The organism is Streptomyces sp. NPDC050439, from assembly GCF_040655335.1.
GTDB lineage: Bacteria > Actinomycetota > Actinomycetes > Streptomycetales > Streptomycetaceae > Streptomyces.
The window spans coordinates 207,280-222,875 of record NZ_JBFAJT010000004.1 but is presented as its reverse complement, the minus strand read 5'-3'; the positions used below and the strand labels follow the sequence as shown (position 1 = coordinate 222,875).

At 71.3% G+C, this 15,596-nt stretch carries 14 protein-coding genes; 10 read left to right on the top strand and 4 right to left on the bottom strand.

Going from position 1 to position 15,596, the window contains the following annotated elements:
* Positions 1-512 precede the first annotated feature (512 nt).
* On the bottom strand, positions 513-1,409 hold the full coding sequence (locus tag AB0I66_RS18375; RefSeq protein ID WP_363208899.1) for a biotin--[acetyl-CoA-carboxylase] ligase: 897 nt from the start codon (positions 1,407-1,409) through the stop codon (positions 513-515).
* 137 nt (positions 1,410-1,546) lie between these two features.
* Between AB0I66_RS18375 and AB0I66_RS18370 the strand changes: the two genes are divergently transcribed.
* The 4 genes from AB0I66_RS18370 to AB0I66_RS18355 all read left to right on the top strand — a co-directional run bounded on the left by AB0I66_RS18370 (position 1,547) and on the right by AB0I66_RS18355 (position 4,353).
* Complete coding sequence (locus AB0I66_RS18370) at positions 1,547-3,205, top strand: acyl-CoA carboxylase subunit beta (protein WP_363208898.1); 1,659 nt, start codon at positions 1,547-1,549, stop codon at positions 3,203-3,205.
* A gap of 44 nt (positions 3,206-3,249) precedes the next feature.
* Positions 3,250-3,456, top strand: a complete 207-nt coding sequence (locus AB0I66_RS18365; RefSeq protein ID WP_363208897.1) for an acyl-CoA carboxylase subunit epsilon — start codon at positions 3,250-3,252, stop codon at positions 3,454-3,456.
* 96 nt (positions 3,457-3,552) lie between these two features.
* Complete coding sequence (locus AB0I66_RS18360) at positions 3,553-3,681, top strand: hypothetical protein (protein ID WP_363208896.1); 129 nt, start codon at positions 3,553-3,555, stop codon at positions 3,679-3,681.
* A gap of 54 nt (positions 3,682-3,735) precedes the next feature.
* Positions 3,736-4,353 carry a nucleoside triphosphate pyrophosphatase gene (locus tag AB0I66_RS18355; protein ID WP_363208895.1) on the top strand — a complete coding sequence of 206 codons (618 nt, stop codon included), beginning with the start codon at positions 3,736-3,738 and terminating at the stop codon, positions 4,351-4,353.
* A gap of 35 nt (positions 4,354-4,388) precedes the next feature.
* On the opposite strand, the gene AB0I66_RS18350 is transcribed toward AB0I66_RS18355, so the two are convergent.
* A complete protein-coding gene (locus AB0I66_RS18350) occupies positions 4,389-4,874 on the bottom strand; it encodes a hypothetical protein (protein ID WP_363208894.1) in 486 nt (161 codons plus the stop codon).
* Between the two features lie 340 nt (positions 4,875-5,214).
* Here AB0I66_RS18350 and AB0I66_RS18345 point away from each other — a divergent pair, with 340 nt between their 5' ends.
* Positions 5,215-6,987 (top strand): biotin carboxylase N-terminal domain-containing protein, encoded by a 1,773-nt coding sequence (locus AB0I66_RS18345; protein ID WP_363208893.1) that lies wholly within the window; start codon positions 5,215-5,217, stop codon positions 6,985-6,987.
* Positions 6,988-7,188: 201 nt separating this feature from the next.
* Positions 7,189-7,836: a helix-turn-helix domain-containing protein gene (locus AB0I66_RS18340; RefSeq protein WP_363208892.1), complete on the top strand. Its 648-nt coding sequence runs from the start codon at positions 7,189-7,191 to the stop codon at positions 7,834-7,836.
* Here the strand turns inward: AB0I66_RS18340 and AB0I66_RS18335 are convergent.
* Positions 7,822-8,799, bottom strand: coding sequence for a DeoR/GlpR family DNA-binding transcription regulator (locus tag AB0I66_RS18335; protein ID WP_363208891.1), 978 nt, complete (start codon positions 8,797-8,799; stop codon positions 7,822-7,824). The genes AB0I66_RS18340 and AB0I66_RS18335 overlap by 15 nt on opposite strands.
* Positions 8,800-9,009: 210 nt before the next feature.
* Positions 9,010-10,458 (bottom strand): NAD(P)H-quinone dehydrogenase, encoded by a 1,449-nt coding sequence (locus AB0I66_RS18330; RefSeq protein WP_363208890.1) that lies wholly within the window; start codon positions 10,456-10,458, stop codon positions 9,010-9,012.
* A gap of 116 nt (positions 10,459-10,574) precedes the next feature.
* Here AB0I66_RS18330 and AB0I66_RS18325 point away from each other — a divergent pair, with 116 nt between their 5' ends.
* From AB0I66_RS18325 to AB0I66_RS18310, 4 genes are all read left to right on the top strand, one after another.
* Complete coding sequence (locus AB0I66_RS18325; protein ID WP_344523525.1) at positions 10,575-11,012, top strand: gamma-glutamylcyclotransferase; 438 nt, start codon at positions 10,575-10,577, stop codon at positions 11,010-11,012.
* 111 nt (positions 11,013-11,123) lie between these two features.
* Positions 11,124-11,945 (top strand): purine-nucleoside phosphorylase, encoded by an 822-nt coding sequence (locus AB0I66_RS18320; protein ID WP_363208889.1) that lies wholly within the window; start codon positions 11,124-11,126, stop codon positions 11,943-11,945.
* A gap of 603 nt (positions 11,946-12,548) precedes the next feature.
* The gene (locus AB0I66_RS18315; RefSeq protein WP_363209386.1) at positions 12,549-14,183 is read left to right on the top strand and encodes a phospho-sugar mutase; all 1,635 of its coding nucleotides are present in this window, start codon (positions 12,549-12,551) and stop codon (positions 14,181-14,183) included.
* Positions 14,184-14,443: 260 nt separating this feature from the next.
* Complete coding sequence (locus AB0I66_RS18310; RefSeq protein WP_363209385.1) at positions 14,444-15,553, top strand: hypothetical protein; 1,110 nt, start codon at positions 14,444-14,446, stop codon at positions 15,551-15,553.
* Positions 15,554-15,596: the final 43 nt, after the last annotated feature.

Sequence of the window (15,596 nt, the reverse complement as noted above, 5' to 3'; positions counted from 1 at the left end):
CGGACGAATAAGCCTTTCCCGTCCGCCCGCCCGTTTGCCCCGCAGCCACCCCCGGACACCCGGGCCTCCCTCACCCGCCCGCGCGCCCGATCAAACCGCGCCAGCGCCGACGCACGAGCCTCACCCACCCGACCGGCTGCCCCGCAGCTACCCCTGCACGAACACGCCTTTCCCGTCCGCCACCCGATGGCCCCGCAGCCACCCCCGGACGAATAAGCCTTTCCCGTCCGCCCGCCCGTTTGCCCCGCAGCCACCCCCGGACACCCGGGCCTCCCTCACCCGCCCGCGCGCCCGATCAAACCGCGCCTAGCGCCGACGCACGAGCCTCACCCACCCGACCGGCTGCCCCGCAGCTACCCCTGCACGAACACGCCTTTCCCGTCCGCACACCCGACGGCCCCGCAGCCACCCCGGACGACCGGGCCTCCCTCACCCGCCCGCGCCCCCGATCATCCCGCCCCAGCCCCGGACGCACGAGCCTCGCCCGCCCGTCCAATTGCCCCGCAGTTCCCCTACACCCCCCTCAAATGCACCACATCCCCCGCCCCCACCGGCTCCTGCACCCCTTCCCCGGTGGCCAGGACCAGGCGGCCGTCGCTGTCCACCGCTACCGCCTCGCCCGTGATCGATCGGTCGCCCGGCAGTTCTGCCCTGACCTTGCGGCCCAGCGTCGCGCAGCCCGCGGCATAGGTTTCCTGGAGGCGGGAGGCCGTCGGGTCGCCCTCTGCCGTGCGCCAGTCGCCGTACCACTGCTCCAGGGAACGCAGCACCGCCCGCAGCACCGTGTCCCGGTCGGTGCTCGCCGCCCCGGCGAGCGCGAGGGACCCGGCCGTGGGCACCGGCAGTTCGTCCGCGCGCAGCGTCACGTTGATGCCGATGCCGACCACGACACCGCCGCCGTCCCCGGAACCCGCCCGCTCGGCGAGGATGCCCCCGGCCTTGCGTTCCTCTCCGTCGACCGTCACCAGCAGGTCGTTCGGCCACTTGAGGGCCGTGTCCACCCCGGCCGCCCGCGAGAGCCCCGTGGCGACGGCGACGCCGGTCAGCAGCGGCAGCCACCCCCAGCGCGCGACCGGGACCGCGGGCCCCGGCTTCAGGAGCACCGAGAAGAAGAGGCCCGAGCGGGCCGGCGCCGACCAGCGGCGGTCGAGGCGGCCACGCCCCGAGCTCTGCTCCTCGGCGACGAGCACCGCCCCCTCGGGCAGCTCGTCCGCGCGGGCGGCCAGATCCGTGTTGGTCGACCCCGTCGCGGGCACCACATCCAGGGAGGTCCAAAGCCCTCCGTCCCGCAGCAGCGCACGCCGCAGCGACGCGGCGTTCAGGGGCGGTCGGTCGAGGTCGGACCACCGGCCGTCACCCGTGCCGGAAGGAGTGTCCGAAGGGTCGTCTGAAGCATCTCGCGGCGTCATGCAAGCCACCTTAGGTGTGGTAAACGCCGCACTGCCGATCCGTAGGCACGCCGATACCCTACGAGTCAGTAGCAAGCGATCACCAGCAGCCGCAAGCCGCCAGTCGCCCCTTTGAGCAGGCAGGGAGCCGCATCCCTATGTCCGAGCCGGAAGAGCCCAACGTGCCCGTGCAGAGCGCCGCAAGCGATACCACCGCCACCACCGCCGCCCCGGAGGCAGGTATCGACATCCATACGACTGCGGGCAAGCTCGCTGATCTGCAGCGCCGCATCGAGGAGGCCAAGCACGCCGGTTCGGCCCGCGCGGTCGAGAAGCAGCACGCCAAGGGCAAGTTGACGGCGCGCGAGCGCATCGAACTGCTCCTCGACGAGAGCTCCTTCGTCGAGTTCGACGAGTTCGCCCAGCACCGCTCGACGGACTTCGGCCTGGAGGCCAACCGCCCGTACGGCGACGGGGTCGTGACCGGTTACGGCACCGTCGACGGCCGCCCGGTGGCCGTCTTCTCCCAGGACTTCACCGTCTTCGGCGGCGCCCTCGGCGAGGTCTTCGGCCAGAAGATCGTCAAGGTCATGGACTTCGCCCTGAAGACCGGCTGCCCGGTCATCGGCATCAACGACTCCGGCGGCGCCCGCATCCAGGAGGGCGTCATGGCCCTCGGGATGTACGGGGAGATCTTCCGCAGGAACACCCACGCCTCCGGCGTGATCCCGCAGATCAGCCTGGTCGTCGGGCCCTGCGCGGGCGGCGCCGTCTACTCGCCCGCGATCACCGACTTCACCGTCATGGTCGACCAGACCTCGCACATGTTCATCACGGGCCCCGACGTCATCAAGACGGTCACCGGCGAGGACGTCGGCTTCGAGGAGCTCGGCGGTGCCCGCACCCACAACAGCACCTCCGGTGTCGCGCATCACATGGCGGGCGACGAGAAGGACGCGATCGAGTACGTCAAGTCCCTTCTCTCCTACCTGCCTTCGAACAACCTCAGCGAGCCCCCCGCCTTCCCCGAGGAGGCGGACCTGGCGCCGACGGACGAGGACCGCGAGCTCGACACCCTCATCCCGGACAGCGCCAACCAGCCGTACGACATGCACACGGTGATCGAACACGTCCTGGACGACGCCGAGTTCTTCGAGACGCAGCCGCTGTTCGCGCCGAACATCGTCACCGGCTTCGGCCGGATCGAGGGCCGCCCGGTCGGCATCGTCGCCAACCAGCCGACGCAGTTCGCCGGCTGTCTGAACATCGACGCATCCGAGAAGGGCGCCCGCTTCGTCCGCACCTGCGACGCTTTCAACGTCCCCGTCATCACCTTCGTCGACGTGCCGGGCTTCCTGCCGGGCGTCGAGCAGGAGCACACGGGCATCATCCGCCGCGGCGCCAAGCTGATCTACGCGTACGCGGAGGCGACGGTCCCGCTGATCACCGTCATCACCCGCAAGGCGTTCGGCGGCGCGTACGACGTCATGGGCTCCAAGCACCTGGGCGCCGACCTCAACCTGGCCTGGCCGACCGCGCAGATCGCGGTGATGGGCGCGCAGGGCGCGGTGAACATCCTGCACCGCAAGACCATCGCGGCGGCCGACGCCTCCGGCGACGTGGAGGCCACCCGCGCCCGCCTGATCCAGGAGTACGAGGACCGCCTCCTCAACCCGTACACGGCGGCCGAGCGCGGCTACATCGACGCCGTGATCATGCCGTCGGAGACCCGCTCCCATCTCGTGCGCGGCCTGCGTCAGCTGCGTACGAAGCGGGAATCCCTTCCCCCGAAGAAGCACGGCAACATCCCCCTGTAGACCGTGCGGACCGTGCCTCAGCGAGGAGAGCGAGGAGACCCTTCATGATCAAGGTCGTACGGGGCAATCCCACCCCGGAGGAGCTGGCCGCCGCGCTCGCGGTGGTCCAGGCGCGCGCCGCGGCGGTCGCGAACCAGCCGTCCGGCGCGCCCACGGTGCTCGACGCATGGGCCGACCCCGCGCGGGTGGCCCGCCATCGGCTGCCCGCACCGGGGCCGACGTCGTGGGGCCGCACCTACTGGCCCGGCTGAGCCCGGCGCCCCGATCCGGGAATGAGTGGGACGGGCCGGGGCGCCTGAGTACGCGTACTCAGGCGCCCCGCCGTCACCGCGCGCAGTATCGATTGCATGCTGTGGTCGGACCCGGAGGACAACCCGCCGAAAGACATGCGGGACATGCAGGTGAAGATGCGCCGTGCGGGGCTCGTCCTCGCCCTGGCCATGGTCATCGCGATGTTCGTCCTGGGCATCCACTGAGACGTCACGAAGGCATCCGCCCGGGGGTCCACCGCGGCTCGCTAACCTGACCGCATGAGTGATCAGCCCCGACAGCCCCGCCGCCTCGTCCTCGCCTCCAAGTCCCCCGCCCGCCTCGGCCTCCTGCGCCAGGCCGGTCTCGCCCCCGAGGTGATCGTCAGCGGGGTCGACGAGGACGCGATCTCCGCACCGACCCCCGCCGAGCTCGCCCTGGCCCTGGCCGAGGCCAAGGCATCGGTCGTCTCGGCGCGCCCGGACGCCAAGGGCGCCCTGGTCATCGGCTGCGACTCCGTCCTCGAACTGGACGGTCAGGCGCTCGGCAAGCCCGCCGACGCCGAGGAGGCCACGGCCCGCTGGAAGTCCATGCGCGGACGCGCGGGCGTCCTGCAGACCGGCCACTGCGTGTACGACACCGCGGCCGGCCGGCATGTGTCGGCGGTCGCGTCGACCGTCGTCCGCTTCGGCGACCCTTCCGACGAGGAGATCGCCGCGTACGTGGCGAGCGGCGAACCCCTGCACGTGGCGGGCGCGTTCACGCTCGACGGCCGCTCGGCCCCCTTCGTCGACTCGATCGAGGGCGATCACGGCAACGTCATCGGCCTCTCGCTGCCGCTGCTGCGCCGCCTGCTGTCCGAATTGGGCGTCGGGATCACGGAGTTGTGGGCGAATTAGACCCACGCAGACCCACGCGAGAGCCCCGGAGGGGCTCAGGCGGGCTGTGGGGCGCCGTTCTCCGGAGCGGCGCCGCCCGCTGCCCCGTTGCCGGGGCGCGGCTCGTCGGCGGCCCCACCGGGCTTCCTGTCGTACGCCACGAGCGTCAGGACGATCAGGCCGAGCACGATCATCATGAAGACGAAGGCGGGCCAGCCGACCAGGCCCACCGAGAACGCCCCGAGCAGCGCGTGCACCACGGCGGCGCTGATCAGGAGCAGCCGGCCGAAGCGGCCCGGCGCGCGGTCGCTGATCCCCGAGCGCGCCATGATCAGGCCGCACAGCGCGAGGTAGAGGCCGAAGACGCCGCCCGCGATCCACGTCGAGACCGACATCGCGTGCGGGTCGAGCCCGGCGAGCGACATGTCCTGCTTGTTCACGACAAGCCCGAGGAACCAGTTGAGGAGTGCGATGCCCACCGCCTCCACCAGGAGCACGATCGCGCCCACCAAGGCCACCGGTCTACGCGCCACGGCGCCCACCCTCTTCCGCTGTTACCGCCATTACGTGCCAGACATCGCGAACGCTACTAACGGGTAAACCGAGGGACAAGGGCCCGGCCCAAGGCAAAGAATCATTGGGCCATTCGTAGGGACTCCACAAAGATTGGCCCCCTGCCGCAGCACGCTCTCACAGAGACCTTGGCCACATCGGGGCGTTAGTCTGCCCGGAAGGGACCCTGCGTACCGTGGTGCGACAAGGGATTTCGCGGTACGGGCAGGCCCGGATCACGCTCCGTGTGGGCAAGCTCACCATTGGGGACGGGTCGAAAGGTCGTGTCGGCAGTCCCTAAACTCGGCTTGTTTCAAGGAGGGAGCCATCGTGCGCAAGGTGCTCATCGCCAACCGTGGCGAAATCGCTGTCCGCGTTGCTCGGGCATGCCGGGATGCAGGGATCGCGAGCGTAGCCGTCTACGCAGATCCTGACCGGGATGCTCTGCATGTACGTGCGGCAGATGAGGCGTTCGCGCTGGGCGGTGACACTCCGGCCACCAGCTACCTGGACATTTCCAAGGTGCTGGCAGCGGCCAAGGACGCGGGGGCGGACGCGGTCCACCCCGGCTACGGCTTCCTTTCGGAGAACGCCGACTTCGCGCAGGCCGTTCTGGACGCGGGCCTCATCTGGATCGGCCCGCCGCCGCAAGCAATTCGTGACCTCGGTGACAAGGTCGCCGCCCGGCACATCGCGCAGCGCGCGGGTGCCCCGCTGGTGGCCGGTACGCCGGACCCCGTCAGCGGTTCCGACGAGGTCGTCGCCTTCGCCGAGGAGCATGGCCTGCCGATCGCGATCAAGGCCGCCTTCGGTGGCGGCGGGCGCGGTCTGAAGGTGGCCCGGAACCTCGAAGAGGTGCCCGAGCTGTATGACTCCGCGGTGCGCGAGGCCGTCGCCGCCTTCGGCCGCGGCGAGTGCTTCGTGGAGCGTTACCTCGACAAGCCGCGGCACGTGGAGACGCAGTGCCTGGCCGACAAGCACGGCAACGTGGTCGTCGTCTCCACCCGTGACTGCTCGCTCCAGCGCCGCCACCAGAAGCTGGTGGAGGAGGCCCCCGCGCCGTTCCTGAGCGAGGCCCAGAACGCCGAGCTGTACGCGGCGTCGAAGGCCATCCTGAAGGAAGCGGGCTACGAGGGCGCCGGCACCGTCGAGTTCCTCGTCGGGACCGACGGCACGATCTCCTTCCTGGAGGTCAACACCCGTCTGCAGGTGGAGCACCCGGTCACCGAAGAGATCACCGGCATCGACCTGGTCCGCGAGATGTTCCGCATCGCCGACGGCGAGGAACTGGGCTACGGCGACCCCGAGATGCGCGGCCACTCCTTCGAGTTCCGCATCAACGGCGAGGACCCGGGCCGCGGCTTCCTGCCCGCCCCCGGCACCGTGACCGAGTTCGCCCCGCCGTCGGGTCCGGGCGTGCGCCTGGACGCGGGCGTGGAGTCCGGCAGCGTCATCGGCCCGGCGTGGGACTCGCTCCTCGCCAAGCTGATCGTGTCCGGCGCGACGCGTCAGCAGGCGCTGCAGCGGGCCGCGCGCGCCCTTGAGGAGTTCACCGTGGAGGGCATGGCCACGGCCATCCCGTTCCACCGCGCGGTCGTCAAGGACCCCGCCTTCGCCCCCGAACTGACCGGCTCGACCGACCCGTTCACGGTCCACACCCGCTGGATCGAGACCGAGTTCGTCAACGAGATCCCCGCGTTCTCCGCGACGGCCGACGCCGAGACGGACGAGGAGCCGGGCCGCGAGACGGTGGTCGTCGAGGTCGGCGGCAAGCGTCTCGAGGTCTCGCTCCCCTCCTCGCTGGGCATGACCATCGCCCGCACGGCAGCGGCGGGCGGCGCCCGCCCCAAGCGCCGCGCGGCGAAGAAGTCGGGCCCGGCGGCTTCCGGTGACACCCTCGCCTCCCCCATGCAGGGCACGATCGTCAAGATCGCTGTCGAGGAGGGCCAGGAGGTGCAGGAGGGCGACCTGGTCGTCGTCCTGGAGGCCATGAAGATGGAACAGCCCCTGAACGCACACCGCTCGGGCACGATCAAGGGCCTCACGGCGGAGGTAGGCGCAAGCCTGACCTCCGGCGCGGTGATCTGCGAGATCAAGGACTGACCCGAGGCTCGTTACTCGTACGCTGGCCGGGCTGGAGCTTCCAGCCCGGCCAGCGGAGCATTCAGCCCGTCGTGGGGGTCCCCCCTGCTCCTTAAGAGCTTGGGGGAGGTTGAGGACGAACTCGGCGGAGCCGGTGACAGACGGCCACCGCGCTTCGGGCAGACTTGAAGCACACGTACATTCGGGTCAGGGAGGCACGCCATGGCAGAAGCCGGGAGCCGCCAAGAGCGCCCCCGCTCGAAAAGAGCGGACGCGCGCCGCAACTACGACCGGCTCCTCGCAGAGGCCCGCGCCGCCTTCGCCGAGCACGGCACGGACGCCTCGCTGGAAGACATCGCCCGCCACGCGAACGTAGGCATCGGCACCCTCTACCGCCACTTCCCCAACCGGCACGCCTTGATGAGCGCCGTCTTCGAAGAGGCGGTGAGCGACCTCCTGGACCGTTCCCGCGCGCTGCTCGAAGATCCGCAGCCCTGCTCGGCCCTGGTGACCTGGCTGCGCGCCATCATCACTCATGCGGGTGAGTACCGCGGGCTCTCCCGCGCCCTCATGTCGGCGTCGCACGACGACAGTTCGGCACTCTCCCGATGCAGCAGGCCCATGCGGGAGGCGGGCACGGCCCTGCTCGTGCGGGCCCAGGAGGCCGGCGCCGTACGCCAGGGCGTCTCGATCGGCGACCTGATGCAGCTGACCAACGCGATCGCGCTGGCCGCCGAAGAGACCCCCGACGAGCCCGAGCTGGCCGACCGTCTCCTGATGCTGACCCTGCGCGGCCTGAAGGCCGAGGGACCGGCACCCGAAGACCGCGGTCCGGTCCCGGCGGCCACGGCCGGTTCAGCGGCGGCGTAGATCCGCCACCCGCGCGGCCCGCTCCCCGGGCTGCTGCTCCCCGAGCACCGCACTGCGCAACTGCGCCCCGGGTCCCGCCCCGTGACCGCCGTGGTTACGGCGCTGTCCCGGCAGTGGCACGTCCCGACGCGGTTGCCGCGCCGGGACGGAATCCACCCCCGGTCCGGAGTTGGGGCTCGCGGCCCCGCCGGCGACGGCGATCTGCACGCCCTGATCGGCCAGGGCCTGCAGCTCGGTGGCCGCGCGGTCGTCGTGCGTGGGCGGTTCGTCCGTGACCAGGCGCGTGATGACGTCCGTCGGCACCGTCTGGAACATCGTGTCGGTGCCGAGCTTGGTGTGGTCGGCGAGGACCACGACCTCGGCCGCGGCCTGGACGAGCGCACGGTCCACGCTCGCGGAGAGCATGTTGGACGTGGAGAGCCCGCGTTCGGCGGTCAGACCACTGCCCGACAGGAAGGCGCGCGAGACCCGCAGGCCCTGCAGGGACTGTTCGGCCCCGCTTCCCACGAGCGCGTAGTTGGAACCGCGCAGGGTGCCGCCGGTCATGACGACCTCGACGCGGTTGGCATGAGCCAGGGCCTGTGCCACCAGAAGGGAATTGGTGACGACGGTCAGACCGGGCACCCGCGCGAGCCGTCGGGCCAGCTCCTGCGTGGTCGTACCCGCCCCGACGACGATGGCTTCGCCTTCTTCGACGAGTCCCGCCGCGAGATCGGCGATTGCCGTCTTCTCGGCGGTCGCGAGATGTGATTTCTGCGGAAAGCCGGACTCCCGCGTGAATCCGCCCGGCAATACCGCACCGCCATGTCTGCGGTCGAGGAGTCCTTCTGCCTCCAGCGCGCGCACGTCCCGCCGTACGGTCACTTCGGAGGTCTGGACGACGCGGGCGAGCTCCCGGAGCGATACAGCTCCGTTGGCCCGCACCATTTCGAGGATCAATTGGCGACGTTCTGCAGCGAACACGAAACTGACAGTAACCCCAACGACCGTCTGCTTTCAGCAGTTTGCGCCGAATTACAGAAGTTGTTCGCACGACAGGGTGGGAAGTGGTATAGGTGCCTACTCCCCCCGCCTATGCCGAGGGAATGGGCGACAACAGCCCGTGACCTGCGCGGAGTTGTTACCCCGGACCTGCCCCGATCATTCGGCGTTCAACCGACGATCGGTCCGCGATCAGGCTTCGCCCGCCGACTTCCGCGTGTGGAGCTGACGCGCGACCTCGGCGATCGAGCCCGAAAGGGATGGATACACGGTGAACGCATTCGCGATCTGCTCGACCGTCAGATTGTTGTCGACCGCGATCGAGATGGGGTGGATCAGTTCCGAGGCGCGCGGTGCGACGACCACACCGCCCACCACGATGCCCGTACCGGGACGGCAGAAGATCTTGACGAATCCGTCGCGAATGCCCTGCATCTTCGCGCGCGGGTTGCGAAGGAGCGGCAGCTTGACGACGCGGGCGTCGATCTTGCCGCCGTCGACGTCGGACTGGCTGTAGCCGACGGTCGCGATCTCGGGGTCGGTGAAGACGTTCGACGAGACGGTCTTCAGGTTCAGCGGCGTCACCGCGTCGCCCAGGAAGTGGTACATCGCGATGCGGCCCTGCATGGCGGCGACGGAGGCGAGCGCGAAGATGCCGGTGACGTCACCGGCGGCGTACACACCGGGAGCGGACGTCCTGGAGACCTTGTCGGTCCAGATGTGCCCGGAGTCCTTGAGCCGGACCCCGGCCTCCTCCAGGCCCATTCCGCTGCTGTTCGGGATGGCGCCCACGGCCATCAGACAGTGCGTGCCGGAGATGACGCGGCCGTCGTTGAGCGTCACCTCCACGCGGTCGCCCACGCGCTTGGCGGAGGCGGCGCGGGAGCGTGACATGACGTTCATGCCGCGGCGGCGGAAGACGTCCTCCAGGACGGCGGCGGCGTCCGGGTCCTCGCCGGGCAGCACGCGGTCGCGGCTCGACACGAGCGTGACGTTCGACCCGAGCGCCTGGTAGGCGCCGGCGAACTCGGCGCCGGTGACACCGGAGCCGACCACGATGAGCTCCTCGGGGAGCTCGTCCAGGTCGTACACCTGGGTCCAGTTCAGGATGCGCTCGCCGTCGGGCAGCGCGTCCGGGACCTCGCGCGGGTGCCCGCCGGTGGCGATCAGCACGGCGTCGGCGACGAGGGTCTCCTCGGTGCCGTCGGCCGCGCGCACGATGACCTTGCGCGAGCCGTCGGTGTCCTGCTGGCCCTCCAGGCGGCCACGGCCGCGCAGCACGCGCGCGCCCGCACGCGTGACGGACGCGGTGATGTCGTGGGACTGCGCGAGCGCGAGGCGCTTCACACGGCGGTTGACCTTGCCGAGGTCCACGCCGACGACGCGGGCGGGGGTGTCGATGTGCGGGGTGTCGTCCGCGACGATGATGCCCAGCTCCTCGTACGAGGAGTCGAAGGTGGTCATCACCTCGGCCGTGGCGATCAGAGTCTTGGACGGGACGCAGTCGGTGAGCACCGACGCCCCGCCCAGACCGTCGCAGTCGACGACGGTCACCTCCGCGCCGAGCTGGGCGGCAACGAGTGCCGCCTCGTATCCGCCGGGTCCGCCGCCAATGATCACGATCCGAGTCACGTACTCCATTGTCCCGCACGCTTCAAGGTGCTTCGCCCCGGGGGCTCCATCCGGCCGTTCTGCCTACTGGCGGGGCCTGTGCGCACCGGGGGGACGCACGCGTCGCCTGCCGTACCCTCGACCACATGTCGCTCTACGCCGCGTACGCCGGCAATCTGGATCCGCGGCTCATGTCCCGCCGCGCCCCGCACTCGCCGCTGCGCCAGACGGGCTGGCTGAACGGCTGGCGGCTGACGTTCGGCGGGGAGCACATGGGGTGGGAGGGCGCGCTCGCCACCATCGTGGAGGCGCCTCGCTCGCAGGTCTTCGTGACGCTGTACGACGTCGCCCCCATGGACGAGGACTCCATGGACCGCTGGGAGGGCGTGGGGCTCGACGTCTACCGCAGGATGCGGGTGCGGGTGCACACCCTGGACGGCGAGGAACCCGCCTGGGTGTACGTCCTCAATGGTTACGAGGGCGGCCTGCCGTCCGCGCGCTATCTCGGGGAGCTGGCCGACGCGGCGGAGACCGCGGGGGCGCCGCACGACTACGTGATGGAGCTGCGCAAGCGGCCCTGCTAGGGCCTTCCGCTCGCCTCCCGTGGCTCTCGTCGGAAACGACAAGACAACGATCCGAATCCCGTGGGCATCGTCATCTACGCGCGTAGGGCGAGAGCGGCTACTCTCGTCCGCGTGAACGCTTCAGTTATTTCGGACGACCAGGGCGACCCGTACGCCGCCGCCGACGCCGCCGCCACGCGCCTGCGTGAGCTGACGGGCGCCGAGACCCACGACGTGGCCCTCGTGATGGGCTCCGGCTGGGCCCCGGCCGTGGACGCGCTCGGCGAGCCCGACGCCGAGTTCCCCGTCACTGATCTGCCCGGCTTCCCGATGCCGGCGGTGGAGGGACACGGCGGCCGCATCCGCTCCATCAAGATCGGCGAGAAGCGCGCCCTCGTCTTCCTGGGCCGCACCCACTACTACGAGGGCCGTGGCGTCGCCGCCGTCGCGCACGGCGTGCGTACGGCGGTGGCCGCGGGCTGCAAGACGATCGTGCTGACGAACGGCTGCGGCGGTCTGCGCGAGGGCATGCGTCCCGGTCAGCCGGTCCTGATCAGCGATCACCTGAACCTGACGGCCACGTCGCCGATCGTCGGCGCGAACTTCGTGGACCTCACGGATCTGTACTCCCCGCGGCTGCGCACCCTCTGCAAGGAGATCGACCCCTCCCTCGAAGAGGGCGTCTACGCGCAGTTCCCCGGCCCGCACTACGAGACTCCGGCGGAGATCCGCATGGCCCGCACCATCGGTGCGGACCTGGTGGGCATGTCGACGGTCCTCGAGGCGATCGCCGCGCGCGAGGCCGGCGCGGAGGTGCTCGGCATCTCCCTGGTCACGAACCTCGCCGCGGGCATGACGGGCGAGCCCCTCAACCACGAGGAGGTCCTCCAGGCGGGCCGCGACAGCGCCACGCGCATGGGCGAACTCCTGGGCGACGTCTTGGGGCGCATCTAGTTTTTCCCCCTGCGGGGGGCGTTGCCTGACGGGGCGCCTTGGCCTGGCGGGCTCTTTGCCCGGCGGGTGCCTTGCCCGGGGCCGGTGCCTTGCCCGGGGCGGGTGCCTTGCCCGGCGGGTGCCTTGCCCGGGGCGGGTGCCTTGCCCGGCGGGCTCCTTGCCCGGCGGGCTCCTTGCCCGGCGGGTGCCTTGCCCGGCGGGTGCCTTGCCCTGTGGGGCGCTTCGGGTGGCCGGGGGCTTTCCCCCGGGGGAGCGCCCCTGCACTGTGCCTGGGTGGCCCGGAGCGCTGGTTGCCGCACAGGCCTTCCCGCCCACCCGCCCGATTGCCCCGGAGCGTCGGGCGGGTGCGTAAGCCCTTGCCGCCGCGGGGTGAACGGGTGGGTGGGCGGGAAAGATCCGCCGCGAAGCGGTGGTACGAAAGGCCCCACCGGGCCGCACCAGACCGACGCACCCGCGGCCCAAGCCAGGCAAGCCCCCGGACCGCAACGGGTAGACGCACCGGGGGCCGCCCCGGACCGCCCGGGCACCCCGCACCCGCCCCGGGCTCGGGTAGCCATACCCGGCCCGCACAGAACCCCGCATACGAGAGGCTGAAGAACCGTGCTGGACGACTCTGAACTCATCGCGCGGGCCCAGGCCTGGCTGGCCGAGGACCCGGACCCCGAGACCCGCGAGGAACTCGCGAAGCTCATCGAGACCGCGGACACCGCGGAGCTGGCCGCCCGCTTCAGCGGCACCCTCCAGTTCGGCACCGCCGGCCTCCGAGGCGAACTCGGCGCGGGCCCCATGCGCATGAACCGCTCCGTGGTCATCCGCGCGGCAGCAGGCCTCGCCGCGTACCTGAAGGCCCAGGGTCAGACCGACGGCCTCGTCGTCATCGGCTACGACGCCCGCCACAAGTCCGCGGACTTCGCCCGCGACACCGCCGCCGTCATGACCGGCGCCGGACTCCGCGCGGCGGTGCTCCCCCGCCCGCTCCCCACCCCCGTACTCGCCTTCGCCATACGGCACCTCGGCGCGGTCGCGGGCGTGGAGGTGACGGCGAGCCACAACCCCCCGCGCGACAACGGCTACAAGGTCTACCTCGGCGACGGCTCCCAGATCGTGCCGCCCGCGGACGCGGAGATCGCCGCGCAGATCGACGCGGTGCCGAGCCTGCACGACGTACCCCGCCCCGAGGCCGGCTGGGAGACCCTCGGCGACGACGTCCTGAACGCCTACCTGGCCCGCACGGACGCCGTCCTGTCCCCGGACTCCCCCCGTACCGCCCGCACCGTCTACACGGCGATGCACGGCGTCGGCAAGGACACCCTCCTCGCGGCGTTCGAGCGGGCGGGATTCCCCGCCCCGGAGCTCGTCGCCGAGCAGGCGGAGCCCGACCCGGACTTCCCGACCGTCGCGTTCCCCAACCCGGAGGAGCCGGGCGCGATGGACCTCTCCTTCGCGAAGGCCCGCGAGGTGGACCCGGACCTGATCATCGCCAACGACCCGGACGCGGACCGCTGCGCGGCAGCGGTCAAGGACGGCGCCGACTGGCGCATGCTCCGGGGCGACGAGGTCGGCGCACTCCTGGCGGCGCACCTCGTGCGCAGAGGCGCACGCGGCACGTTCGCGGAGTCGATCGTCTCCTCGTCCCTGCTCGGCCGGATCGCGGAGAAGGCGGGTCTCGGATACGAGGAGACCCTGACCGGCTTCAAGTGGATCGCCCGCGTGGAGGGTCTGCGCTACGGCTACGAAGAGGCCCTCGGCTACTGCGTGGACCCCGAAGGCGTACGCGACAAGGACGGCATCACGGCGGCACTGGTCCTCACCGAGCTGGCGTCCGAGCTGAAGGAGCAGGGGCGCACGCTCCTGGACCTCCTGGACGACCTGGCCGTGGAGCACGGCCTGCACGCCACCGACCAGCTGTCGGTCCGCGTGGAGGACCTCTCCCTGATCGCGGATGCGATGCGGCGTCTGCGCGAGCAGCCCCCGACGTCGCTCGCGGGCCTGCCCGTGACGAAGGCCGAGGACCTGACGCAGGGCACGGACACGCTGCCGCCCACGGACGGCCTGCGCTACACGCTCGACGGCGCCCGCGTCATCGTGCGCCCGAGCGGCACGGAGCCGAAGCTGAAGTGCTACCTGGAGGTCGTGGTCCCTGTCTCGGCGAAGGACGGGCTGCCCGCCGCCCGCACCGAGGCGACGGAGCTCCTCGCGGCGATCAAGCGCGACCTGTCCGCCGCCGCGGGCATCTAGGGCACAGGCGGCCACCCGTCCGGGTGGTTCGATCGGCGCAGCCGCCGCAGTGATCCAGTGCGCCGCCGGTCCCCCGGGAAGGGTGACCGGCAGCGCACGATCACGTTCCTGGAGCTGCCGCAGTGCCGTACGGACCGACCCCTGAGACCACCTCGACCGCATCGGCGCCCGCCGCGACGCCCCAGGTCGTCGCCCCGTCCCGCCACCCCCGCAGCACTCCAAGCCGCTCCCCCGGCCGCCGCGCACGCGCCGTACGCGCCCTGCGCCACGCGACGCCCGCACTCCTCGCATACGGGGCCGTACGCCTCTTCGGCGCCCTCGTCTTCGCCGTGTGGGCGCGCAGGGAGCACCGGGACGTCTGGCATCTGCTGGCGGAGTCGTGGGACTGCGACTGGTATCTGAAGATCGCCGACAAGGGGTACGCGGACACCCTGGGCACCCAGATCGACGCGAACAACCTCGCCTTCTTCCCCCTGCACTCGCTGCTCATCAGGGCGGGCAGCCTGCTCGTCCCGGAGCCGCGCGGGGCCGTGGGGCTCGCGATCGCCGTCACGTGTTCGTTCCTCGCGGCATGGGGGATCTTCGCGGTGGGCGACCGCCTGCACGGACGCAGGGCGGGCGTCCTGCTCGCCGTCCTGTGGGGTTCGCTCCCCGTCGCGCTGGTGCAGTGGATGGGCTACACGGAGTCGCTCTTCACGGCGCTCACCGCGTGGGCGCTGTACGCCGTGCTCACCGGCCGCTGGATCTGGGCAGGTTCGCTGGCCGCGCTCGCGGGGCTGACCCGCCCCACGGGAGTGGCGCTGGCGGCGGCGGTGTCCCTGACGGCCCTGCTCGCGCTCTGGCGTGCGCGCAGCGAAGTGGGCGGCACAGGCAGCGTACGCATGCTCCTGGGGGCCTTGCTCGCCCCGCTCGGCTGGCTTTCGTACGTCGGCTGGGTGGGGCTGCGACTGGGCCGCTGGGACGGCTATTTCGCCGTACAGAAGCTGTGGCGCAACGAGTGGGACGGCGGGGCGGCGACGCTGCGGACCGCGACGGACCTGCTGTCGGAACAGCGGCCGCAGCTGTTCCTGATGATGGTGACGGCGACGCTGCTCGCGTCGGCGGCGCTGTTCGTCCTGTCGGTGGGTGACCGGCAGCCGCTGCCGCTCCTCGTCTTCACGGGCCTGCTGCTCCTGATCGTGCTGGGCAGCAAGGGGGTCTACTTCCCCCGGGCCCGCTTCCTGCTCCCGGGCTTCCCCCTGCTGCTGCCCCTCGCGGCGGCGCTGTCCCGCGCGCGGACGCACGTCGCCGTGACGGTGACGGCGACCGCGGCGCTCACCTCGGCGGCGTTCGGCGGCCACATGCTGCTGGCCTGGATGGGCCCTCCGTAGAACCCGCCGTAGGAACCGCCGTAGGAACCGCCGTGGGAACCGC

Bases quoted from the DNA above. Each gene is read 5' to 3' on its own strand.
- AB0I66_RS18375 (WP_363208899.1), bottom strand. From the start codon at position 1,409: ATGACGCCGCGAGATGCTTCAGACGACCCTTCGGACACTCCTTCCGGC.
- AB0I66_RS18370 (WP_363208898.1), top strand. From the start codon at position 1,547: ATGTCCGAGCCGGAAGAGCCCAACGTGCCCGTGCAGAGCGCCGCAAGC.
- AB0I66_RS18365 (WP_363208897.1), top strand. From the start codon at position 3,250: ATGATCAAGGTCGTACGGGGCAATCCCACCCCGGAGGAGCTGGCCGCC.
- AB0I66_RS18360 (WP_363208896.1), top strand. From the start codon at position 3,553: ATGCTGTGGTCGGACCCGGAGGACAACCCGCCGAAAGACATGCGGGAC.
- AB0I66_RS18355 (WP_363208895.1), top strand. From the start codon at position 3,736: ATGAGTGATCAGCCCCGACAGCCCCGCCGCCTCGTCCTCGCCTCCAAG.
- AB0I66_RS18340 (WP_363208892.1), top strand. From the start codon at position 7,189: ATGGCAGAAGCCGGGAGCCGCCAAGAGCGCCCCCGCTCGAAAAGAGCG.
- AB0I66_RS18330 (WP_363208890.1), bottom strand. From the start codon at position 10,458: ATGGAGTACGTGACTCGGATCGTGATCATTGGCGGCGGACCCGGCGGA.
- AB0I66_RS18325 (WP_344523525.1), top strand. From the start codon at position 10,575: ATGTCGCTCTACGCCGCGTACGCCGGCAATCTGGATCCGCGGCTCATG.